The sequence below is a fragment of the Nonomuraea jabiensis genome (assembly GCF_014204795.1).
In the GTDB taxonomy this organism is placed as follows: domain Bacteria; phylum Actinomycetota; class Actinomycetes; order Streptosporangiales; family Streptosporangiaceae; genus Nonomuraea; species Nonomuraea jabiensis.
Genome location: NZ_JACHMB010000001.1, coordinates 119,759 through 141,743, shown reverse-complemented (window position 1 = coordinate 141,743; position 21,985 = coordinate 119,759). Strand labels below are relative to the sequence as shown.

The 21,985-nt window shown below is 72.1% G+C and carries 19 protein-coding genes; 10 read left to right on the top strand and 9 right to left on the bottom strand.

Translation table 11 applies throughout. The features are described 5' to 3' along the window. The first annotated feature begins 21 nt into the window (after positions 1-21). Positions 22-1,215 carry an esterase-like activity of phytase family protein gene (locus HD596_RS00645; RefSeq protein ID WP_185067372.1) on the top strand — a complete coding sequence of 398 codons (1,194 nt, stop codon included), beginning with the start codon at positions 22-24 and terminating at the stop codon, positions 1,213-1,215. A gap of 39 nt (positions 1,216-1,254) precedes the next feature. Here HD596_RS00645 and HD596_RS00640 read toward each other — a convergent pair whose 3' ends face one another. The 3 genes from HD596_RS00640 to HD596_RS00630 are packed head-to-tail and all read right to left on the bottom strand — an operon-like array spanning position 1,255 to position 5,454. Beyond that, positions 1,255-2,499 carry an ROK family transcriptional regulator gene (locus HD596_RS00640; RefSeq protein ID WP_185067371.1) on the bottom strand — a complete coding sequence of 415 codons (1,245 nt, stop codon included), beginning with the start codon at positions 2,497-2,499 and terminating at the stop codon, positions 1,255-1,257. Further along, positions 2,496-3,470, bottom strand: coding sequence for a DUF6807 domain-containing protein (locus HD596_RS00635; protein ID WP_185067370.1), 975 nt, complete (start codon positions 3,468-3,470; stop codon positions 2,496-2,498). The genes HD596_RS00640 and HD596_RS00635 overlap by 4 nt, the downstream gene beginning before the upstream one ends. A 28-nt stretch (positions 3,471-3,498) precedes the next feature. Beyond that, entirely contained in the window at positions 3,499-5,454 is a 1,956-nt protein-coding gene (locus HD596_RS00630; RefSeq protein WP_185067369.1) for a S8 family peptidase, read from the bottom strand. Between the two features lie 341 nt (positions 5,455-5,795). Between HD596_RS00630 and HD596_RS00625 the strand changes: the two genes are divergently transcribed. Both HD596_RS00625 and HD596_RS00620 read left to right on the top strand, forming a co-directional pair. After that, entirely contained in the window at positions 5,796-6,677 is an 882-nt protein-coding gene (locus HD596_RS00625; RefSeq protein WP_185067368.1) for an LLM class F420-dependent oxidoreductase, read from the top strand. Between the two features lie 133 nt (positions 6,678-6,810). Then, positions 6,811-7,614, top strand: a complete 804-nt coding sequence (locus tag HD596_RS00620) for an SAM-dependent methyltransferase (RefSeq protein WP_185067367.1) — start codon at positions 6,811-6,813, stop codon at positions 7,612-7,614. Positions 7,615-7,620: 6 nt separating this feature from the next. Here HD596_RS00620 and HD596_RS00615 read toward each other — a convergent pair whose 3' ends face one another. Beyond that, entirely contained in the window at positions 7,621-8,745 is a 1,125-nt protein-coding gene (locus HD596_RS00615; RefSeq protein ID WP_185067366.1) for an acyltransferase family protein, read from the bottom strand. A gap of 490 nt (positions 8,746-9,235) precedes the next feature. Here HD596_RS00615 and HD596_RS00610 point away from each other — a divergent pair, with 490 nt between their 5' ends. Continuing rightward, positions 9,236-9,472, top strand: a complete 237-nt coding sequence (locus HD596_RS00610; protein WP_185067365.1) for an antitoxin — start codon at positions 9,236-9,238, stop codon at positions 9,470-9,472. Between the two features lie 8 nt (positions 9,473-9,480). Here HD596_RS00610 and HD596_RS00605 read toward each other — a convergent pair whose 3' ends face one another. Next, complete coding sequence (locus tag HD596_RS00605; protein WP_185067364.1) at positions 9,481-10,308, bottom strand: MBL fold metallo-hydrolase; 828 nt, start codon at positions 10,306-10,308, stop codon at positions 9,481-9,483. Positions 10,309-10,344: 36 nt separating this feature from the next. On the opposite strand from HD596_RS00605, the gene HD596_RS00600 reads away from it, so the two are divergent. Continuing rightward, positions 10,345-11,835 (top strand): cobyric acid synthase, encoded by a 1,491-nt coding sequence (locus tag HD596_RS00600; protein ID WP_185067363.1) that lies wholly within the window; start codon positions 10,345-10,347, stop codon positions 11,833-11,835. Positions 11,836-11,842: 7 nt separating this feature from the next. Here HD596_RS00600 and HD596_RS00595 read toward each other — a convergent pair whose 3' ends face one another. After that, positions 11,843-12,865, bottom strand: coding sequence for a 1-acyl-sn-glycerol-3-phosphate acyltransferase (locus HD596_RS00595; protein ID WP_185067362.1), 1,023 nt, complete (start codon positions 12,863-12,865; stop codon positions 11,843-11,845). A 28-nt stretch (positions 12,866-12,893) separates the two neighbouring features. Continuing rightward, a complete protein-coding gene (locus HD596_RS00590) occupies positions 12,894-13,706 on the bottom strand; it encodes a patatin-like phospholipase family protein (RefSeq protein WP_313042107.1) in 813 nt (270 codons plus the stop codon). A 100-nt stretch (positions 13,707-13,806) separates the two neighbouring features. Here HD596_RS00590 and HD596_RS00585 point away from each other — a divergent pair, with 100 nt between their 5' ends. From HD596_RS00585 to HD596_RS00575, 3 genes are read left to right on the top strand one after another with little or no spacing between them, the layout of a single operon-like run. Beyond that, the gene (locus HD596_RS00585) at positions 13,807-14,706 is read left to right on the top strand and encodes an ABC transporter ATP-binding protein (RefSeq protein WP_185067360.1); all 900 of its coding nucleotides are present in this window, start codon (positions 13,807-13,809) and stop codon (positions 14,704-14,706) included. After that, a complete protein-coding gene (locus HD596_RS00580; protein ID WP_185067359.1) occupies positions 14,696-15,487 on the top strand; it encodes a DUF2705 family protein in 792 nt (263 codons plus the stop codon). Before HD596_RS00585 ends, HD596_RS00580 begins: the two co-directional genes overlap by 11 nt. Next, complete coding sequence (locus HD596_RS00575) at positions 15,487-16,524, top strand: PucR family transcriptional regulator (protein ID WP_185067358.1); 1,038 nt, start codon at positions 15,487-15,489, stop codon at positions 16,522-16,524. Before HD596_RS00580 ends, HD596_RS00575 begins: the two co-directional genes overlap by 1 nt. Before the next feature lie 23 nt (positions 16,525-16,547). On the opposite strand, the gene HD596_RS00570 is transcribed toward HD596_RS00575, so the two are convergent. Further along, on the bottom strand, positions 16,548-17,495 hold the full coding sequence (locus tag HD596_RS00570; protein WP_185067357.1) for a quinone oxidoreductase family protein: 948 nt from the start codon (positions 17,493-17,495) through the stop codon (positions 16,548-16,550). Positions 17,496-17,584: 89 nt separating this feature from the next. On the opposite strand from HD596_RS00570, the gene HD596_RS00565 reads away from it, so the two are divergent. Beyond that, positions 17,585-19,240, top strand: a complete 1,656-nt coding sequence (locus HD596_RS00565) for a serine/threonine-protein kinase (protein ID WP_313047504.1) — start codon at positions 17,585-17,587, stop codon at positions 19,238-19,240. A gap of 119 nt (positions 19,241-19,359) precedes the next feature. Here the strand turns inward: HD596_RS00565 and HD596_RS00560 are convergent, their stop codons facing one another. Continuing rightward, positions 19,360-19,947, bottom strand: coding sequence for a TetR/AcrR family transcriptional regulator (locus HD596_RS00560; RefSeq protein ID WP_185067356.1), 588 nt, complete (start codon positions 19,945-19,947; stop codon positions 19,360-19,362). A 130-nt stretch (positions 19,948-20,077) separates the two neighbouring features. Between HD596_RS00560 and HD596_RS63465 the strand changes: the two genes are divergently transcribed. Further along, positions 20,078-21,967 (top strand): ATP-binding cassette domain-containing protein, encoded by a 1,890-nt coding sequence (locus HD596_RS63465; RefSeq protein ID WP_313042099.1) that lies wholly within the window; start codon positions 20,078-20,080, stop codon positions 21,965-21,967. The last annotated feature ends 18 nt before the right edge of the window (positions 21,968-21,985 follow it).

Below are 21,985 nucleotides of genomic sequence, written 5' to 3'. Positions count from 1 at the left end.
GCACCCTCTACCGTGCCGGGCATGAAACGCATCTCCCTGGCGGTAGGCGCCGCCGCGCTGGCCGCGAGCATCGCCGCGACCGGTCCCGCGTCCTACGCCACCGCTGCCGCCACGCCGGACGGCGCGGCCCGGGCCACGCTGACCGGGTTCGCCTCGCTCCCCGCGCAGACCTTCGTGCCCGGCAGCGAGCCGTCCGGCTCCCAGATCGGTACGGCTCCGATCAACGGGGTGACCCCGCCCTTCGCCGGCCAGCCGGTCCAGGGGTTCAGCGGCATCGTCCGGCGCGGCGACGGCTCCTTCGACGTGCTGTCCGACAACGGGTACGGGAACAAGGCCAACAGCGCCGACTTCCTCCTGCGCGTCCACCGCATCAAGCCGGACTTCCGCGCGGGCACCGTGGACGTGCTCGGCGGGTTCAACCTGTCCGACCCGCGCGGCCGGGTGCCCTGGCCGCTGACCAGGGCCGACCGCAAGCTCACCGGCGCCGACTTCGACGTGGAGTCGATCGTGCGGGCCGATGACGGCACGTACTGGATCGGCGACGAGTTCGGCCCGTTCCTGCTGCACTTCTCCGCGCGGGGCACGCTGCTGGAGGCGCCGATCGAGCTGCCGGGCGTCAAGGCGCCCGAGAACCCGACGCTGAACGGCGCGACCCCCAACCTGGCCGGCAGCAAGGGCTTCGAGGGCATGGCCCGCTCCGCGGACGGGCGGTGGCTGTATCCGCTGCTGGAGGGCACGGTCAGCGGCGATCCGGCGGGCACGCTGCGGATGAACGAGTTCGACGTGCGCAAGCGCGTCTACACCGGCAAGCGGTGGACGTACCGGCTGGACAGCCCCGCCAACGCGATCGGCGACGCCATCGCGGTGGACGAGCACCGCTTCCTGATCATCGAGCGGGACAACAACCAGGGCGACGCGGCCGCGCTCAAGCGCGTCTACCTGGCCGACAACCGCGACCGCGACCGCGACGGCGCCATGGACAAGACCCTGGCCGCCGACCTGCTGAACCTGGCCAACCCCAAGGGGCTCGGCGGGTTCGGCGAGACGTTCCGCTTCCCGTTCCAGACCATCGAGGACGTCGTCATCCTGGACGACCGTACGCTCGGGATCCTCAACGACAACAACTTCCCGTTCTCGTCGGGACGCACGCCGGGCCAGCCGGACAACGACGAGTTCATCACCGTCCGCCTGCCCTGGCGCCTGCACGCCCGCTGACGGGCGCGGGTCTTCCCGGCGGCCCCGCCGGGAAGACCCTCAGGCCGAGGTGACCTGGCTCTGCCGGCGGGCGAGCCAGGTGGTCGGATGCCGGCGGATCTGGTCGATGGAGGTCAGCGCGGCGCCGATGACGGCGGCGTCCGGGCCCAGCAGGGCGGGCCGGAGCGTGATGGGCGCCCAGGCGGCGGTCAGGACGCGCCGGTCGATCTCGGCCCTGGCGTTGGCGGTGAGCCAGGACGCCAGGAGGGAGAAGCTGCCGCCCAGCAGCACGGTGTCGATGTCGAGGATGTTGAGCATGTCGGCCAGCGCGATGCCCAGCGCGGTGCCGGCCGCCTCCAGCGCGGCGATGGTGGCGGGGTGACCCGCCTCGGCCCGGCCGGTGGCGGCGGCGTCGGGAGTAATGCCGGCCGGCGCGGGCTCGTCGCCGAGGACGGCGGACAGGCTGGCGTACGCCTGCAGGCAGCCGCGCGAGCCGCACGGGCAGGCGTCGCCGTCGGGGTAGACCGTCACGTGCCCGAGCTCGCCGCTCCAGCCCCGGGCGCCGCGCATGAGCTGCCCGTCCAGGACGATGCCGGCGCCGATGCCCAGCCCGCCGGAGACGTACACGAAGCTGTCGAGGGTGTTGTCGCTGGCGTAGAGCTCGCCCAGGGCGGCCAGGTTGGCCTCGTTGTCCACCGTGATCGGCAGGTCGAGGGGATGGAGGGCGTCGCGCAGCAACGCCTGGGCGTCGACGTCGCGCCAGCCCAGCTCGGGCGCGGACTGCACGATGCCCGCCTGCACCGGGCCGGGGACGGCGAGGGTGGCGGTCAGGACGGTGAGGTCTTCGGCGGCGGTGGCGTCGATGGCCGCCCGGGCCATGCGGGCCAGCTGGGCGAGCACGTCGGGAGCGCCCCAGCCGGAGTACGTCGCGGGGGTGAAGGCCAGATGCCGGACGGTGCCGGTGAGATCGACCACGCAGGCCGCCAGGCCGTCGGCGCGGATGTCGAGCCCGAGCCCGGCCGGCCCCTTCTCGGACAGCGTCAGGCCGACGCGGGGCCGGCCCGCGCGCCCGTTGTGCGACAGGCCCGCCTCGGTGATGAGCTTGCCGGCCAGGAGCTCCTCGGCGATGCGGGTGATGGTGGGGCGGGTCAGCCCGGTGACGGAGGCGAGCTCGGTGCGGGAGATGGGGCGCCCGGCGGCGAGGATGTGGCGGAAGACCAGCTCCAGGTTGAGGGTGCGCAGGTTCTCCTGCCGTACGGGCTCTTCCGGCTGGCGGGGCCTGCTCGGCCGGACGCGGGCGGTCATGCGGCCGACCGGGCGGTGCCGGCGAGCTCGGCGGCCGTGGCGGCGGTGACGGCACCGTCGATCACCACGGTGACGACCTGCCGGTCGATGCTCTCGCCGGGCGCCAGCACGAGCGGCTCGTCCCAGGCCGGCGACGAGCAGACCCCGAGGTAGTCGCGGGCACGGACGAACCACCTGTCCCGCGCGCCGGACTCCTCGGCGTGGGTGAAGAGCGTTGTCCACGAGTGGCCGTCGCGGTCGCGGCCGGTGACGGCGACCCAGTCGGCGGCCTGCCCGTGGACGCGCTGGACGTCGGCGCCGTCCGGGCTGAGCACCTGCGCGGCGCCGGCGAAGGCGGGGCCGCGCCAGAAGATGCCGCCGTAGCCGGCACCGACCCGGCCCAGCGCCGCCGGGGTGCGCCACGGCAGCGGCCGGTCGGTGGCGTTGGTGAGCCGGCTGTGCACGCTCAGGGACCAGGCGGTCTCGTCCACCGGCCGGCAGGTGATCGAGCGCTGCTCCCGCAGCAGCGTCGCCTGGCGCGGGTCGGCCCATTCGAGGGTGTGGTGCAGCTCGGTGTTCGTGCGGCGCAGCCAGCGCTGGTGGTGCTGGGTGCCGTGGTTGTCCAGCCAGGCCGGGCCGTGGCCGGCGACGAAGGTGCGCCCGCCCCAGAAGTTGCACCCGTCGAGGTCGGGGGCGGCCACGCTGATGCCGAACTGGTGGGGGTGCGAGTCGGGCGCCGCGTCGGTGACGGTGACGCCGGCGAGCGTGCGCACGGGATGGAGGTAGGGGCGCGGGGACGCCGACAGCGGCAGGTCGGGCTCCCAGACATACTCGGCGACGTCGTGCCCGCGCAGCCGCAGCACGGCGACTCCGCGCGGCCGGTCGGTGCGCGCGGGGGGTACGCCGGGAGCGTGCATGATCGTGTCGCCGCCTCTCTGGGTCTCGACGAGGCCGAGGGTCTTCCCCAGGGTTGAGCGTACGACAGGGTTCACCCCCGGCGCCCCGCTGCCCGCAGGCCCCTTACTTGTTGACGTGTCTGTACAGGAACACGGCGGCCTTCTTCAACTGGGCGGCGCTCGCCCGGCCGGTGCGGTGCCGCTCCGCGGCGGCGATCGCCTGCTTCAGCGTCGTCTTCCCGGACACCTTGGCCGAGCCGTTGTGGACGCCGTGCGCGTAGTTCAGCCACGCGGCCAGCAGCTCACGGTCCAGCAGCGCCTTGGCGGCCTTGCTCTTGGTGGCGAGGGCCTTGTACGCGGCCGACAGCGTGGTGGCGTCGGTCAGCTCGGGGAAGACCTTGCTGCCGTTCTGCGCGATCGCGAGGTAGCACGACAGCGTCTGGTCGCTCAGCGAGCCCTTCCCGCGCAGCATCTCCCTGGCCCAGGCCTTGGCGCTCAGCGGCTTGGTGCCCCTGCCCCGCGTGCAGTCGTCGGGGGTGGGCACCGGCACCGGCTCGGCGTCCGTGCCGGGGTCGGTCGGGCGGTGCGACTGGGTCGGCGCCGCGGTCGGGGTCGGCGTCCTCGTTGCGGTGGGCGTGCCCGTGGGCGTCACGGTGGGGGTCACCGTGGGCGTCGCGGTCGGGGTCGCCGTGGGGGTGGGGGTCGGCGTGGCGTCCGGGGTCCACGGCATCGCCCTGGCGACGTCGATCCGCTTGGTGGTGACCGAGGTGCTGCCGCTGCTGTAGGTGACGTTCTTGCCGGTGGCCTTGAGCTTGTCGATCAGCTGGTCCATGGACAGGTTCGGGTACGCCTGGCGCATCACGGCCAGCGCGCCGGCGACGTGCGGGGCGGCCATCGAGGTGCCGTTCTTGGAGCCGTACCCGTTGCCGGGCACCGAGGAGTTGATCCCCATGCCGGGCGCGAAGAAGTCCAGCAGCGGGCCGCGGTTGCCGAACGAGGCCACGGCGTCGTTGTCATCGGTGGCGCCGACCGCGACCGCCCGGGAGATGCAGGCCGGGCTGGAGACGCCGTCGGTGAAGCCGTTGTTGCCGGAGGCGACGACCGTGGCCACGCCGAACTGCTGCAGCCAGACGATCTCGTCCTTCAGGGCGCCGTAGTCGGGGTCGTCGTCGCAGTGCTTGGTCTGCTTCGGGCCGCCGCCCAGGCTCAGGTTGGCCGCCACGACCTTGTAGGCGGCGTGGACGCTGTCGACGTACTGCAGGGCCAGCTTCTGGTCGGAGGTGTAGCTGAGGAAGCACGGGGCGCTGGTGCCCAGCTCGCCGCAGATGGGGCCGTTGAAGCGGGTGAAGACCTGGACGGCCAGGATGCCCGCCTCGGGGGCGACGCCGTTGGATGGAGCGTTCCCGGCCTTCTTGCCCGCCGCGATGCCGGCCACGTGGGTGCCGTGGTCGCACTTGTTCGAACCCTGGACCAGGCACTTGGGGGTCTCGGCGTCGGCCGCGCCGGGGCCGGTCTGCACCGGCAGGCCGTTCGGGCACAGCGACTCGGCCTGGAGGGCCGGGTCGTTGTCGACGGTGGAGAAGCAGGCCTCGTTCACGATCCGCCCGGCGAAGAACGGGTGGTCGCGGTCGATGCCGGTGTCGACGATGGCGACGGTGGAGCCCTTGCCGGTCCAGCCCGTCTTGTTGGCCCAGTCGGAGCCGATCAGCTTGGTGCTGACGTCGAGCGAGGGCGCGCTCAGCTCGTCCTCGTAGATGGACTTGATCCGGTCGTCGGTCCTGAGCTTGTCGAGCGTGGCCTGGTCCAGGGAGGCGACCAGGAACTCCTTGGAGCTCGTCCGGTCGATGACCTTGGTCTTGCCCGAGGCCTTCTCAGTGGTGTCGGCCACGGCCGCGAGACTCTCACCGCCCTTGATCTCGATGATCGCGCGGACCTTGCGGCCGCTCTTCACCTCGGCGGCGAGGCTCTTGGCGACGGCGGGATCGTCCGCGGCCGCCTGGGCGGGCGACGCGACGGCCAAGGCGCCCGTCATCGTGGTGGCGAGCATGGAAACGCTCGCCAGCAGAGACCGTAGTCTCACTGATCCTCCGGGGGAACGGGCCCGTCTCGTCCGGACGGGGCTGCGTAGGGGAGTGCGACAGCCTCGCGTGCTCAGCCGGCCGCCGGTGTCGAACAAGATCCCCTTTGAGTGCGAGGAACAGGCTAGGAGGTTATGCGGAGGATAAGTAGGAATGAGGTGATTCCGTTATCTGGAAATCTCCGCAGGTCACATGGGTCAGTAGGCGGACGTGTTCCGCATCCGTGAGATAATGCACTTATCGGAGCCCTCTCGGCCTCGGGCACAGCCCCGGGCGGGAGGGTTTTTTCATGCCCGCATTCAGGACGGGCGCCTTCCCCTCAGCCCCATCAAGGAGCTCCCCTATGGACCTCGGTCTGACCTGCCCGCGCTTCCTCTGGTCCGGCGGCGACGCCGCGATCGCCGGCAAGTTCGCCGCCGTCGCCCGCGGCGCCGACCGGGCGGGGCTGCGCAGCCTCTGGGTGATGGACCACTTCTTCCAGATCCCCAACTTCGGCTCCGCGGAGGACCCGATGCTGGAGGCGTACGGCGCGCTGTCGTACGCCGCCGCCCTCACCAGCCGGGTGAGCCTGGGCGCGCTCGTGACCGGCGCCGTCTACCGCGCGCCCGGCCTGCTGATCAAGCAGGTCAGCACCCTGGACGCGCTCTCCGGCGGCCGTGCCGTCCTCGGCATCGGGGCCGGCTGGTACGAGCCCGAGGCCCGCGGTCTCGGGCTGCCCTTCCCGCCGCTGGCCGAACGGTTCGAGCGGCTCGAGGAGACCCTCCAGATCGCCAGGCAGATGTGGAGCGACCAGGACGGGCCGTACCGGGGCCGGCATTACAGCCTGGCGCGCACGCTCAACGCGCCGCAGGCCGACCCGCCCATCCTCATCGGCGGCAGCGGCGAGAAGAAGACCCTCCGCCTCGTCGCCCAGTACGCCGACGCCTGCAACTTCCTGCACGGCGCCGACGTCCGGCACAAGCTCGGCGTCCTGCGCGCCCACTGCGAACGCCTGGGCCGGCCCTACGAGGACATCGAGAAGACCCTCCACATGCGCATCCCCGAGGGCGAGAGCGTCGAACAGAGCGTCCGGCGCTGCGCCGAACTCGCCGCCCTGGGCATCGACCACGTCATCGTCGCCGTGCCCGACCCCGCCGCCGATTCGTGGCAGACCCACCTGGCCGAGCTCGCCGCGCGGATATCCACCATCACGCCATTCGGCCGTAACGGGAGCAATTCCGGCTGAATAACGTCGCAGGCGGCCCCGGCCGGGCCCGACGATGGGAGCAGAACACCACGTTTGACACCAAAACCTGACTAGCCTCCTTCGCGGATTGCGATAGCTTGTGTACGGAATGATCACGAATGGAGGCCGTGGCATGCCGGAGCAAGGCGGTGACGGAGCTTTGGGGATCGACGTCACCAGGCCAAGCGTCGCCCGTATGTACGACTACTACCTCGGAGGCAAGGACAACTTCGAGGTCGACCGGGACGCCGTACGGCGGGTCGAGAAGGCCATGCCCGAGATCCGCCAGCTGGCGCAGGAGAACCGGGCGTTCCTGCGCCGCGCGGTGCGCTACATGGCCGGCCAGGGGATCCGGCAGTTCATCGACATCGGCTCCGGCCTGCCCACCGTGGGCAACACTCACGAGATCGCCCAGCAGATCATCCCGGACGCCCGGGTGGTGTACGTCGACAACGACCCGGTCGTGCTGCAACACGGTCGCGCGCTCCTGGCGACCGACCACCACACCACCGTGGCCGCCGCCGACATGCGCCGCCCGGCCGACGTGCTCGGGCACCCGGAGACCGTCAAGCTCATCGACTTCAACGAGCCGGTCGGCGTCCTGATGATCGCCATGGTGCACTTCCTCACCCTCGAAGAACGCGCCTCGGTCATGGGCCAGCTGCGCCACGCCCTGGTGTCCGGCAGCCACCTGACGGCTACCCACGTCACCGTCGACGGCCACCCGGCCGACGCGGTCGCCCAGATCGAGACGGTGTACGCGGCCACGCCGACGCCGATCTACTTCCGCGAGCACGCCGACGTGGCGAGCTTCTTCGAAGGGTTCGACCTGGTGGACCCCGGCCTGGTCACCATCGACGCCTGGCACCCCGACCCGGCCGACCCGGCTCCCGCCGCCACGCGATGGTTGTACGGGGGAGTCGGCCGCAAGCCGTGAGCCCCCTCATCGAGGCTCCGCGCCGCCGGCGATCAGGCGTTTGCCGAGGCGCTGGGCCGGGGCCTCGATCAGCCGGTAGGTCATGGCGCTGAGCGGGATCAGGGCCAGGAAGTACAGCACCGGGTCCGGGATCACGTGCAGCAGGATCGGGTGCAGCAGGTAGACGGAGAAGCTGATCACGCCGAGCCACGCCAGCCAGCGCGGGAACGCCCGGCGGCGCAGCGCGAACGCCAGCCCGAAGGCCCCGTACGCCAGCGCGATCGCGGGCGCCCAGCTGGGTTCGTCCCTGGCGAAGAGCCCGCAGCCCAGCACCACCGCCACCGCGACGGCCGCCGTACGCCGGGGGACGGCTCCCTGCTCGGCCCGGTACACCGCCGTCCCCGCGAACATCGTCGCCAAGATGATCACGCCCTGCCAGGTGCCGGCCCGGCTGCCCAGGATCACCAGCCCGAGCCCGAGGAGACCGCCCGCGACCGCGGCGGCCGTACGTACCCGGCCGTGCCCGAGGGCGGTCACCGCGACGGCCGCCACGACCGCGGCGGGGAGCAGCACGGCGGCCACGTCGTCCCGGCCGCCGATCATCGTCTGCGGGACCAGCAGGCCCAGGCCCACCGCCACCAGCGCCAGGACGACGGCGATCTCCGCGGACCTGCCGGCCTGCCGCACCTGGAACAGCGCGACGCTGATCAGGTAGAACGCCATCTCGTACGAGAGCGTCCACGTCACGCTGATGACGGCCGGCAGGTTGAGCAGCTCCTGCAACATGGTCAGGTTGCCGAGCGCGACCACGGGGAGGGGGCGCTCGGCGAGCTGGGGTTCGAGAGGGAGCACGCCTGCCAGGGCGAGGAGCAGCACCAGGCCGCAGGCGCTGACCAGCAGGGGGAGGAGGCGGAAGGCCCGCCCGGTCCAGAAGGCGCGCACGTCGCCGCGCCGTTCCAGGGAGGCGGGGATGATGTACCCGCTGACCAGGAAGAACACGAACACGCCCCAGGTGCCGAGGTCGATCCGCCGGTCCACCTCCGTCCAGAGCTCCGGGACGAAGGTCCAGCCGGCGTGGTGCATGGTGACGGCCAGCGCGGCGGGCCCCCGCAGGGCGTCCAGCCAGGCCAGCCGGGCGGGGGCCCTGAACATCTGCCGGAGTCTAGGCCATTCCCGGCGGCCTCAGACCAGCCGGGCCTCGTAGGCGGCGATGACCAGGTGGACGCGGCGTGATGTCCAGGCCGCGGACCGGCGGCGCCGGGCTCACGTACCGCTGGATCAACCGCCGGGTGGCGGCTGACCGTGCTCAGGGCGGCCAAGGCGGTGGTCCTGAGCGGGGCCGCGGTCGCCGGCTCGCTGCTCATCGCGGTTCCCGGCTATCTCTACGGACGGTTCCTGGCCGCGGAGTTCCACCCGTCGCTCCTGCCCGCCGGGGCCTGGACGGTGGTCGCCGGTGGCACGCTCATGATCGTGGTGGCCACGCTGCTCGGGCTGTCGCTCGGCGCGATCCTGCGCAACGGGGCCGTGGCGACCGCGGCGCTGGTGGGCGGTGGTTCCGCTGCTCGCCGCCTGGCGGCGGGGGTGAATGTGCCGGATGCGGGGGTAGGGGGCGCCCGTAGTCCGAAGAAAGCGGGGAAGGTATATGAGCCGCATCGGGGAATGGCTGAAGAAGGCGGAGAACCTGGCCAGGGGGCATTCCAAGCAGGCCGACCAGTTGCTGGACCGCGCCGAGCGCTACGCCAAGGAGCGGACCGGCCACAAATACGACGACCAGATCTCGAAGGGCGCCGACGCGGTGCAGCAGCGCTACGGCGGCGGTGCCCCGAAGCAGCCGCCCGCCCGGGACCAGGAGACCCGGGACCAGCGGCCCGAGGGGTGAACGGCCGGCTACCTGTCCTCGGCGTCCTCGGCGTTCTCGGCGTCCGCGACGAAGGAGAGGTAGCGGTCGGCTGAGCGGCGGACGGCCTCCGCGCCGTCCCCGTACACGATGCGCTTCCACCAACCCCCGTAAACCCTCTCGAACGCGTACGGCTCCAGCAGGTCCAGGGCACGGCGCACGACGTGCGGACGTTCGGGGATGTAGTTGGGGTAGCTGTACATGAAGCTCACCCAGCGCCGGTCCTGGACGACCTGGAGGATGTCACCCGAGAACAGGGCACGCTCGGACGACCAGTGCAGCACCTGGCCGCCCTCGAAGTGCACGCCCGCGTTGATCAGGGTGAGGTCCTCCGACAGCCGGTGGGTGTCGCCTTCCCAGAAGACGACCGAGTCGTCCGGCCGGGCCACCCACCGCCTGTCGGCGGCGTGGATGTACACCGGGGCGTCGAAGGCCCGGGACCATTCGATCATGGAGCCGTAGAAGTGGGGGTGGCTGATGGCGATGGCCGACACCCCGCCCAGCTCCTGCACCTCGGCGATCAGGTCGTCGTCGAGGTAGGAGACCATGTCCCAGAGCACGTTGCCCTCCGGCGTGCGCAGCAGGAGCGCGCGCTGCCCGATCGCCGTGGGCGGGGCGGTGCCGACGCCCACCACGCCCGGGCCCTCCTCCTCCACCCGGCCGCGATGGCCCTCGGCCGCCAGGCCCGCCAGCGTGGTCCATCGCTGGCCGTCCCAGCCGACGTACTGGCGTTCGTCCTCGCAGATCGGGCAGTCGGGGCGCGGCTCGGCGTACTGGACGCCGCAGGTGCGGCAGATGGGCAGGTCGGCCGGTGGCATGCGGCCAGCCTAACGCGCGGCCTGTACGGTGATCGCATGGTCAGAGGGGGGTTGCTGGTCGCGGGAACCACGTCCGACGCGGGCAAGAGCGTGCTGACGGCGGGGATCTGCCGGTGGCTGGCCCGCAGGGGCGTGCGCGTGGCGCCCTTCAAGGCGCAGAACATGTCGCTCAACTCGTACGTCACCGCTCAAGGCGCCGAGATCGGCCGGGCCCAGGCGACGCAGGCGCAGGCCGCCTACCTGGAGCCGACGGCGGACATGAACCCCATCCTCCTCAAACCGGGCACCGACCGCCGCAGCCAGGTCGTCCTCATGGGCAACCCGGTGGCGGACGTGGACGCGATGGAGTACGGCGCGCTCAAGGACCTCCTGCGCGCCACCGCGCTGGAGGCGCTCGAAAGGCTCAGGGGCCGGTACGACGTGGTCGTGTGCGAGGGCGCGGGCAGCCCCGCCGAGATCAACCTGCGCCGCGGTGACATCGCCAACATGGGCCTGGCCAGGGCCGCGAACCTGCCCGTGGTCGTGGTCGGCGACATCGACAGGGGAGGGGTGTTCGCCGCGTTCTACGGCACGGTGGGCCTCTTGGACGCCGACGACCAATCGCATATTTCCGGGTTTGTCGTCAACAAGTTCCGCGGCGCGCGGGAGCTCCTGGAGCCCGGCCTCGACATGCTCAGGCGGCTGACCGGGCGCGAGGTGTACGGCGTCCTGCCCTGGCTCGACGGCCTCTGGCTGGACGTCGAAGACTCGCTGGCCCTGGACAGCCGGAAGGTCGCGGTAGGCGCCCCGTACGGCAGGCAGACCCTCCGCGTGGCCGTCGTGCGGCTGCCGAGGATCTCCAACTTCACCGACGCGGATGCCCTGGCCGCCGAGCCGGGGGTCGTGGTGCGTTTCGTGACCGATCCGGTCGAGCTGGACGACGCCGACCTGGTGGTGCTGCCGGGCTCCAGGGCCACGGTGAGCGACCTGGCGTGGCTGCGGGAGCGCGGGCTGGCGGCGGCGATCACCGAGCGCGCGGGGCCCGTGCTGGGGATCTGCGGCGGGTTCCAGATGCTCGGGCGGGAGATCGTGGACGAGGTGGAGTCGGGCGCGGGCAAGGTCGAAGGGCTCGGGCGGCTGCCGGTACGCGTCGAGTTCGCGAAGGAGAAGCGGCTCGGGCGGCCCGAGGGCACGGCGTACGGGCAGCCGGTCCGCGCGTACGAGATCCACCACGGGCTGGCTTCGATCGACGGCGGCGAGCCGTTCCTCGACGGCTGCCGGGCCGGCAACGTCTGGGGCACCACCTGGCACGGCGCCCTGGAGAACGACGGCTTCCGCCGGGCCTTCCTGTCCGACGTGGCCGCCCGGGCGGGACGCGACTTCGCGCCGGCCCCCGGCACGGACTTCGCCGCGCTCCGGGAGGAGCGGCTCGACGCGCTCGGCGACCTGGTGGAGCGGCATCTCGACACGGACGCGCTGCTCCGGCTCATCGAGCACGGCCCGCCGGACGTCCCGGTCCTGCCCCCGGGCGCGCCGCCGCTCAGCTAGCCTGCGCTCATCCTGTCTGGGCTTCTCTCGTCCGGGCCATGCGCTGGGCGTCGATCCAGGCGTCGATCTGCTCCCAGTGGTCGTACAGCCACCGGATCCGGTCCTCGCGCTCCGCCGGGATCTCGGCCGCGGGCACCCGCCACCACTTCGCGGTGATCTGTGCGTTGAAGGGGAGCTTGCGCCAGACGTCCGCGAGCGTGATGAGGTCGTCGAGCCCGGTGTGCGCGACGAAGATGACGTCCGCCGTCGGGCACGCCTCGATGGCGGTGATGGCGCCGTTCGGGCGGGGCGGGAGCAGGTGGTCCATGCCGCGCGCCCGCTCCGCCTCCTCCGCCAGCCCCTTCTCCTCCAGCCGCCGGATGGCGAGCCGGCGGCGGCGCGGGGTGAAGTTGCCGCCCTCGGGGAAGATCACGAGGGCGTCCTGGTCGCCCATCGTGGCGGCGAGGCGGTGGATCTCCTCGATGATCCGCTTCTGTCCGGACTTGCGGGGCACGAACGCGTTCGGCAGCCGGTTGATCACGACGTCCACCGAGGGGTCGTACTGGAGCGCGGCCTTCATGACGATGCGCGGCTGCCGGCGATAGATCGCCAAAAGGTAATAAATCAGCAAAAAGGAGTCGCCGGGGCCCGCGTGCCGCGACAGCACGATGACCGGTCGCGTCAGCCTGGCGGACTGCTCCTCGGCCGTCAGGTCGGGCTCCTGGATCTCCAGCGTCAGCCGGAAGATCCGCACGGCGGCCGCGTGCACCTTGGACAGGAACCAGGTGATCAGCGCGTAGTGCCGCTCCTGGCGCCGGGCCCCGCCCGCCACCCACAGCCACAGGCACGTGATCAGCACGCCCGACTCCAGCGTCAGCCAGACCGTGGCGAACCAGACGAACCTCGCCCCCCTGCGCCGCGGCGGCGGCAGCCGCAGCGAGGCCGCGGCCGTGACCAGGAGCCAGAACGGCAGCGTCACCACCATGAACACGGTCACCACGATGACCAGCGGAGCCAGCACCAGCCGGCGGAGAATGCGAGGTGGAAGCAACGGCGGCCTCCCTGCAAGGGTCTAACCCTCATCCTCCTCTGTTACGCAAATAGCGGGAAGAAGCGTCGTACGCCCGCTCGATGCAGGCGGAGATCTGCGAGATGTCGCGGTAGCGCAGCGGGGAGAGCGCCTCGGTCATCCCGGCGGGCAGCACGTGCACCTCCACGCCGGGCGGCAGGCTGGCCATGTCCTCGGCGAACCGGTGCCTGCGCGCGATCTCGAACGCCACCATGCCCACCTCCCAGAACCTCCTGGGCGGCGACAGCGGCCGTTCGATCCGCCCGACGTGCAGGACGTAGACGCGCTTGGCGCCGAGCTGCACGGCCCGCCCCACCGGGATGCTGTGCACCAGCCCCCCGTCGTAGAAGTGCTCGCCGCCGATCACGACGGGCGGCAGCAGCCCGGGCACCGCGCACGAGGCCAGCACCGCGTCGACCAGCGGCCCGCCGGTGAACCAGTGCGCCGCCGCCCGCTCGACCGAGGCGGCCACGCACTGGAAGGGGACCTCCAGCTCCTCGATCCGCGAAACCCCCACGGTCCCGCTCAGAACCTGGCGCAACGGCCCGATCGGGTGCAGATGGGTGCCGGTCTTGGCCAGGGTGGACAGCCGGGCCACCCACGAGCCGGCGAAGGCCGTACGTACGACGTCGGAGCGCCACAGCGTGGTCAGCCGCTCCACCGCCTCGGCCGGGGCGGCGGCGATGACCACCCCGTTCAGGGCGCCCACGGACGTGCCCACCACGAGGTCGGGGCTGATGCCCGCCTCGTCGAGCGCCTGCAGCATGCCCACCTCGTGCGCGCCGAGCACGCCTCCGCCACCGAGCACGAACGCCGTTTCCACGCAACACACCCTCTCGTTGCCGCGTCCCGGAAGCAAAGCCATCCGCACGCTGCCGGACCCGTCCGGTGACGGAGGTCCCGCGCGGCGGGACGATTCGGCCATGACAGCAGTGGTGCAGGCCGAAGGGCTGACCAAGTATTACGGCAGGCGCCGCGGCCTGGAAGATCTCACGCTGGAGATCCAGCCGGGGGAGATCTTCGGGTATCTCGGGCCGAACGGCGCAGGCAAGACGACCACGCTCCGGTTGCTGCTCGACGTGATCAGGCCCACCCGGGGCACGGTACGGATCCTCGGCGCCGACCCGCGCGAGGCCGCGACCCGCTCCAGGATCGGCTACCTGCCGGGCGAGCTGGCGCTGGAGGGCCGCGAACGGGCCAGGGACTACCTGCGCTTCCTCGGCAGGATGCGCGGCGGCGTGCCGGACACGCGCATCGAGGCCCTGGCCGAGCGCCTCGATGCCGACCTGTCGGTGCAGATGCGCAAGCTCTCCAAGGGCAACAAGCAGAAGGTCGGGCTGATCCAGGCGTTCATGCACGAGCCGGAGTTCCTCATCCTGGACGAGCCGACGGGCGGGCTGGATCCGCTGGTGCAGCAGGAGTTCCTGGCCATGGTCCGGGAGGTGCGCCAATCCGGGCGGACCGTGCTGATGTCCTCGCACGTGCTCGCCGAGGTGGAGAACGTCTCGGACCGGGTCGGAATCGTCCGGGACGGGCGCCTGGTGGCCGTGGAGGACGTGACGGCGCTGCGCGAGAAGGCGGTGCGCCGGGTCGAGCTGCACTTCGACGCGCCCGTGCCGCGAGCGGCGTTCGAGAACCTGCCCGGCGTGCGCGACCTGCGCGTGGAGGGCGCCGGCGTGCGCTGCACGATCGACGGCCGGCCGGACGCGCTGATCAAGGCGGCGGCCGCCTTCACCGTGGTGCACCTGGTGAGCGCGGAGCCGGACCTGGAGGAGATCTTCCTGACCTACTACGGGAACGAGGAGCGACACCATGATCGCTAAGAGCCTGCGCGACAACCGGCGGTCGCTCATCTCCTGGTGCCTGGGCATCAGCGCCTTCATGGGCGTCTACCTGGGCGCGTACGCCACCGTCAGGCTGGACCCCAAGAGCTACGGCTCCATGGCCACGGCCAAGTTCCCGGGGCCGCTCAAGGACCTGATGGGCGGCCTCGGGGACTTCGCCTCCGGCACCGGCTACCTGCAGACGGTCGTCTACCAGCTCTTCGTCCCCATGCTGTTCATCGTGTTCGCGATGCTCCTGGCCAACCGGGCGATCGCGCAGCCGGAGGAGTCGGGCACGCTGGAGCTGGTCGTCACGCTGCCGGTGGACCGGCGGCGGCTGGTGCTGGACAGGTTCGCCGCGCTGGCGGCGGCGATGCTCGTGCTGGCCGCCGTGACGCTGCTCGCCACGTGGGCGACCAGCCAGGCCGTGGAGATGGGGGTGCCGTTCGACCGGATCCTGGCCGCCCACCTCGGGGTGCTCCTGGTCGGGCTGCTGTTCGGGACGATGGGACTGGCCGTCGGCGCGGCCACCGGGCGCAGGGCGATCGCCTCCGCCGTGGTCGGCGTGTGGGTGGTGGCCGGCTTCGTCGTGGTCACGATCGGCCGGAACATCGACGCCATCGCCTGGCTGAAGTGGATCTCGCCGTTCCACTACTACGCCGAGGGCCGGCCGCTCTATGAGGGGCTCCCGGTCGGGGACTACCTTGTGCTGGCGGGGGCGACGGTCGTGCTCGCGCTCACCGCGGTGCTCTCCTTCGACAGGCGTGACGTAGGAGTGTGATGGCGATCTCCGAGCTGCCCGCCGACCTGCTCGCCGACCTGCTCAGCGGGCATCGGCAGGTGCTGGCCGAGCACGCCGCGACCGGCCGCTTACCCGCCCGCGAGGCGCTGGACGCCTACCGCGCCGCGGGCAGGCGCGCCGCCAGGCTGGGGGTTCCGCTGCGGACCCTGGTGGACGGCGCGCTCGCCGCCGGCGAGGGGCTGCCGGAAGCGCTGCCCGCGCTGCGCAGGGCGGTCTCCGCGCTGATGGAGGGGTACGAGAGGGCACAGCTCGCCGCCATCCGCGAGGAGGAGCAGGCGTGGCGGGAGTTCGTGGACGACCTGCTCCAGGGGCGGGCCGAGCGGCTGGCGGAGCGGGCCGAGCACTTCGGGCTGCGGCTGGCGGGGTCGTACGTCGTGGCCGTGGCCCGCGGCATGCGCGACGGCGACCAGGACCGCATCGAGCGGGACCTGATCGCCCGGTTCGGCTCGCACAACGTGCTCGTGGCCGTGCGCGACGGGCTCCTGGTGTGCGTGGCCCCGGCGACGCTGCCGGCCGCGGTGGGGGAGTTCACCCATCACGTACGCGCCCGCTTCCCGCCCGGCTGGCGGGTCGCGGTCGGACGCCCGCAGCGCGGCCCCGGCGGCGTGGTGGCCTCCTACGGGGAGGCGGCGCAGGCCCTGGAGCTGGCCGACGGGCTGCGGCTCAAGGCCGACGTGGTCAAGGCGGCCGACCTGCTCGTCTTCCCCGTGCTGCTGCGCGACCGGGGCGCGATCGAGGACCTCGTGACCAGCGTGCTGAGCCCGCTGCTGGAGGCGCGGGGCGGGCACGAGCCGCTGCTGGAGACGCTGGAGGCCGTCTTCGCCTCGCACGGCAACCAGACCGCCGCGGCCCGGCGGCTGGGGCTCAGCCCGCGGGCGGTCACGTACCGGCTGGAACGCATCCGCCGGCTGACCGGCTTCTCGCCGGACGACCCGACGCAGCGCTTCACCCTGGAGACCGCCGTGCTCGGGGCCCGCCTGCTGGGCTGGCCCACGAGCCCCGGCTTCGGCCGGTGACGGCGAGGCGGTTGCCGGGCGTCTCAGGGGATGAGGAGCAGTTTCCCTGTCGTCCGGCGGGCCGCCAGGTCCTCGTGCGCCTGGTGCGCCTCGGCCAGCGGGTAGCGGTGCGAGACGTTGACGGTGAGCTGTCCCGACCTGATCCAGCCGAACAGGTCGGAGGCGCGCCGCAGCAGCTCCTCGCGGTCGGCTATGTAGTGGACGAGCGTGGGCCTGGTCAGGAAGAGCGAGCCGTTGCGGTTGAGGATCTGGGGGTCGATCGGCGGGACCGGGCCGCTGGCGGCGCCGTACAGGGCCATGAGGCCGCGCGGGCGCAGCGCCTCGAGCCCGCCCTCGAACGTGGCCTTGCCGACGCCGTCGTACACCACGTCGATCTTGTTCCGCAGCGCCTCGGCGAAGTCGTCGTACCGCAGCACCTCGTCGGCGCCGGCCTGTCTGGCCAGCTTCTCCTTCTCGCTGGTGGAGACGGTGGTGTGGACCTTGGCGCCCTTGAGCTTGGCCAGCTGGACGAGCAGCTGCCCCATGCCGCCCGCTCCGGCGTGGACGAGCACCTCGTCGCCTTCCCGCACCTCGTGGGTGGAGTGGGTGAGGTAGTGGGCGGTCATCCCCTGCAGCATCGCCGCCGCGGCCACGTCGGCCGGGACGCCGTCGGGCACCGGCACCGCCCGCTCCGCCGGGACCACCGCCTTCTCGGCGTAGCTGCCCAGGACGTTGGCCCAGGCCACGGTGTCGCCCACGGCCACCTCCCGCACTCCAGGACCGACGGCCGAGACCGTGCCCGCGCCCTCGGAGCCGATGGGGGTGGGCAGGTCGAGCGGGTACGCGCCGGAGCGGTGGTAGATGTCGATGAAGTTGACGCCGCTGGCCGCGACGTCGACCACGATCTCCCCCTCGCCGGGGACGGGATCGGGCCGCTCGGCGTATTCGAGAACCTCAGGACCGCCAGGGGCGGAGACGATGATGGCATGCATGGCGTCCAGTCAACTCCGTACGTGCGGGGGAATGCCACCCGGGGCCGCCTTCCCAGGTGGCGTACACGTGGCGTGCTCGGCCCTGCGCGGTGTGCGGCGGGTCGGTAAGCTTGCGCGGCGTGAGCGGTGAAACGTCCCACATCGGGCGCTACAGGTTGCTTAGCGTGCTGGGTCGGGGCGGCATGGGCACGGTCCATCTCGCCGAGGATCCGGCCGGGCAGCGGGTCGCCGTCAAAGTGATCAACCCGGAGCTGACCCAGCACGAGCAGTTCCGCATGCGGTTCCGCAGGGAGGCGGACGCCGCCCAGAGGGTGCGCAGGTTCTGCACGGCCGCGGTGATCGAGGCCGCGCTCGACGGCGACCAGCTCTATGTCGTCACCGAGTACGTGCCCGGCCCGAACCTCGAGGCCGCCGTGCGCCAGTCGGGCCCCCTGCGCGGCTCCAGCCTCGACGCGCTGGCCGTCAGCGTGGCCACCGCGCTGACCGCCATCCACGGCGCCGGCGTGGTGCACCGCGACCTCAAGCCGTCGAACGTGCTGCTGTCGCCCGTCGGCCCGCGCGTGATCGACTTCGGCATCGCGCGGGCGCTCGACACGCTCGGAGGCGTCACGGGCACCGGCGAGCTGGTGGGCACGCCCCGCTACATGGCTCCCGAGGTGCTGCGGGGCGAACCCGTCTCCCCGGCCTGCGACGTGTTCTCCTGGGGGTGCCTGGTCGCGTTCGCCGCCAGCGGCAGGGCGCCCTTCGGCGGTGACACGCTGCCCTCGATCGTCTACCAGGTGCTCAACACCGAGCCGGATCTCAGCGACGTCGAGCCGGGCCTGCGCGAGCTGGTCGGAGCCGCGCTGCGGAAGGACCCGGCCGCGCGGCCCACCGCGCAGCAGCTGCTCGACCAGCTCGTCGGGCGGTCGGCCGGGCCCGAGCAGGCGGCGCAGACCGTACAGGTGGCCTGGCAGCAGGCCACGGCGCCGTACACGTCCGTCCAGCAGACGTCCAAGGGCAACCGCACCAAGCTGATCGCGGGCGTCGCGGCGGCGGGCGCGGCGGTGCTCGTGGCGGGCTCCGTGGCCGCGTGGGCGGTGTTCAGTCCCAGCGGGCCGCCCGACATGAGCGTTCTGTACCGCGAGGACTTCACGCAGACCTCCGGCGGCTGGAACGGCGTCTACGACCCGGACGAGACGGCCGGCTACGGCTACCGGACGGACGGGACGTACGGGCTGGACGTGGAGAAGGGGTCCGAGGAGCGGTGGGCGAAGGCACCCATACCCTTCCTCATCGCCACGCCGAGCACCACGCCCGACCCGTCGGCCACACCCACGCCGATGCTGCCCTCGTCCGTGGTCGTGGCCGTCACCGCCGAGGTCAAGAAATCGGTCGGGAGCGGTGAGTACGGCGTCTACTGCCACAACGTCGACGATGACGACACGTACTACGAGTTCGCGCTCGACACGACCGGGAAGGCCAGGATCCGGCGGATCGCGGACGGATCGGGCGGGACGCTGGCCCAGCCGGTGCAGGTGGGCGGGCTGCCCGGCAAGGCCCGGCTGGTGGCGGCGTGCGAGCAGGTCGGGTCGGCGGTGCGGCTGACGATGTGGGTGAACGATCAGCGGGTGCACCAGGTGGAGGATCCGAACGGGCTCGGGAACGGGTCCGTGGGGCTGTTCGCGCGTACGCCCAAGGACGAGACGTCGCTGCTGAAGACGACGTTCGACGACTTCGAACTACGCGGCCAGAAGGAACCCTGACCGCCGCGCGGCTCGCAGAACGCCGCCATGAGGGTCGCTCGGAGAACACCGGCACGGGCGGCGGCGCGGAGAACGCCGCCATGAGGGTCGGCTCAGAAACGCCGGCACGGGCGGGCGGCTTAGAGAACACCGGCACGGGCGGCGGCTAGCGCCGCGTCGGCGGCACGATCGGCGTCCCGCTCGGTGACCGGCTCATGCGCCACGAACAACCGGTAATAGACAGGCGCGACGGCCACCCTGATCACTTCCCTGACATCCACGACGTCAGGCAGCTCGCCGCGTGCGACCGCCCGCCGCACCACCTCGGCCGACTGCTCGTGCCGGGCCGTGAAGAACTCGTGCAGCGCCCGCGCCGCGTCGGGATCCTGTACGGCCGCCGCCACGAACGCCGACGACACCGGCCCCAGCTCCGGGTCGTCGAAGCCGCTGCGCACCAGCTGGACGATGCCCCTCAGGTCGCCTTCGATCGAGCCCGTGTCGGGAATGGGCCACGGCTCCTCCCTGGCCAGCTCCAGGGCGTCGGAGATCAGCCCCGCGACGCTGCCCCAGCGCCGGTAGACGGTCGTCTTGTGCACTCCTGACCGTTCGGCCACGTTCTCCACCGTCAGGCCCCGGTATCCGTGCTCGGCGAGCTCGGCGAGAGTGGCCTGCCGTACGGCATCCCGAACCCGGGCGCTTCGCCCGCCCGGCCGCTTGTTCGACTCCAAAAACTACTCCAGTTGCTTTAGCGTCCCCCACGTGGCACACTAAAGCTACATCAGTTGCGATTGGAGTTCCATTCTGATCAGCCTTCGAGGGGTTTCCCAGTCATACGGCGAGCAGGTCGTCCTCGCTGACGTGTCCATGTCCGTGAAGCCCGGCGAGCGCGTGGGCGTCGTCGGCGAGAACGGCTCGGGCAAGTCCACGCTGCTGCGGCTGCTGGCCGGGGTCGAGCGGCCCGACGACGGTGAGGTGACGCTGGCCGACGACACCGGCTACCTCCGCCAGACGCTCGACCTGCCGCCCGGCCACACGGTCCAGCAGGCCGTCGACGCCGCGCTGGCCGGCCTGCGCGCCATGGAGCGCCGGATCCGCGAGCTGGAGTCGGCGCTCACCGACGACGTCATGGCCGAGTACGGGGAGCTGCTGACGGCGTACGAGCTGCGGGGCGGCTACGAGGCGGACGCGCGGGTCGACAAGGCCTTCCACGGGCTGGGGCTGTCCCACGTGGCCCGCGACCGGCCCCTGTCCAGCCTGTCGGGCGGCGAGCGCGCCCGCCTCGGCCTGGCCTGCGTCCTGGCCGCCGCGCCTGCGGTGCTGCTGCTCGACGAGCCGACCAACCACCTCGACGAGTCGGCCCTGACCTGGCTCGAAGCCCGGCTGCGCGAGCACCGCGGCACGGTCGTCGTGGTCTCCCACGACCGCGTCTTCCTCGACCGGGTGGCCACGGCCGTGCTCGAGGTCGAGCACGGGTCGATCACCCGCTTCGGCGGCGGCTACACCGGCTTCCTGGCGGCCAAGGCCGCCGCCAGGGCCCGCTGGGAGCAGTCGTACGCGGCGTGGTGCGAGGAAGTGCGCCAGGTACGCGACTACGCGGCCACGACCGCCCACCGGGTGGCCGCGGGGCGGCTGATGCGCGACAACAACAAGATGGCCTACGACCGCAACGCGGGGCGGGTGCAGAGCTCGGTGGCCAGCCGGGTCCGCAACGCCCACGAACGCCTCCGCCGCCTGGAGGCCGCCCCCGTCCCTCGGCCCCCGGCCCCACTCCGCTTCCACGGCACCTTCACCACCACCCCAACCCTCCCCACCACCCCAAACACCAACACACCCACTCCCAGCCCCCCAGACCACACACCCAACGGATCCCCCGAGCCCAGCCCGGGCCACCAGCCCGGCACACAACGCGCCTGCGACGCAGCGCCGGAGCCGATCCCGGGTCGCCAGCTCGGCACAGAAGGCGCGCCTGATACGACCCGCGAGCCCACTCCGAGCCATCAGCCCACCCCGAGCCATCAGCTCGCTTCGGGATACGCGCCCGCTCTCAGCGATGCGCCCGCTTCGGGACATGCGCCTGACGTGCGACGTTCCCCTGATGCGGGACGTGAGCTCGGCCCCGGACACCAGCGTCCCAGGCACGGGTATGCAGCCGGGCACGGGCATGCGGTCGGGCACGGGCATGCGGGCGGACACGATCGTGCCCAGGCTCGCGTGCTCGTGGAGCTGCGCGATGTCCGGGTCGGCGATCGGTTGCACGTTCCCTTCCTGACCATCGAAGCCGGTGACCGGCTGCTGGTCCGCGGGGCCAACGGCGCGGGCAAGTCCACGCTGCTCCAGGCCCTGGCCGAGCACGCCCAGGTAAGGGTCGGCCACCTGCCGCAGGAGGCCACGTTCGATCCCGACCTGACCGTCCTGGACGCCTACCGCCACAACCACGGCTATGCGGACGAGCAGCGAGCAGCCCTGCTGGGCACCGGCCTCTTCAAGCCCCGGACCCTCGACCAGAAGGTGGGCACGCTGTCGGTCGGGCAGCGGCGCAGACTGGCGCTGGCTCGGCTGCTGGCGCAGGAGTACGACCTCCTCCTGCTCGACGAGCCGACCAACCACCTGTCGCCGGTCCTGGCCGAGGAGATCGAGGAGGCACTCGACGACTACCGCGGCGGGCTCGTCGTGGTGTCGCACGACCGCGCCCTCATCCGGCGCTTCCGGGGGACCGAGATCACGATGGCAGGGGGACGCATATGTTGAGCAGCGCAGGATCGACCA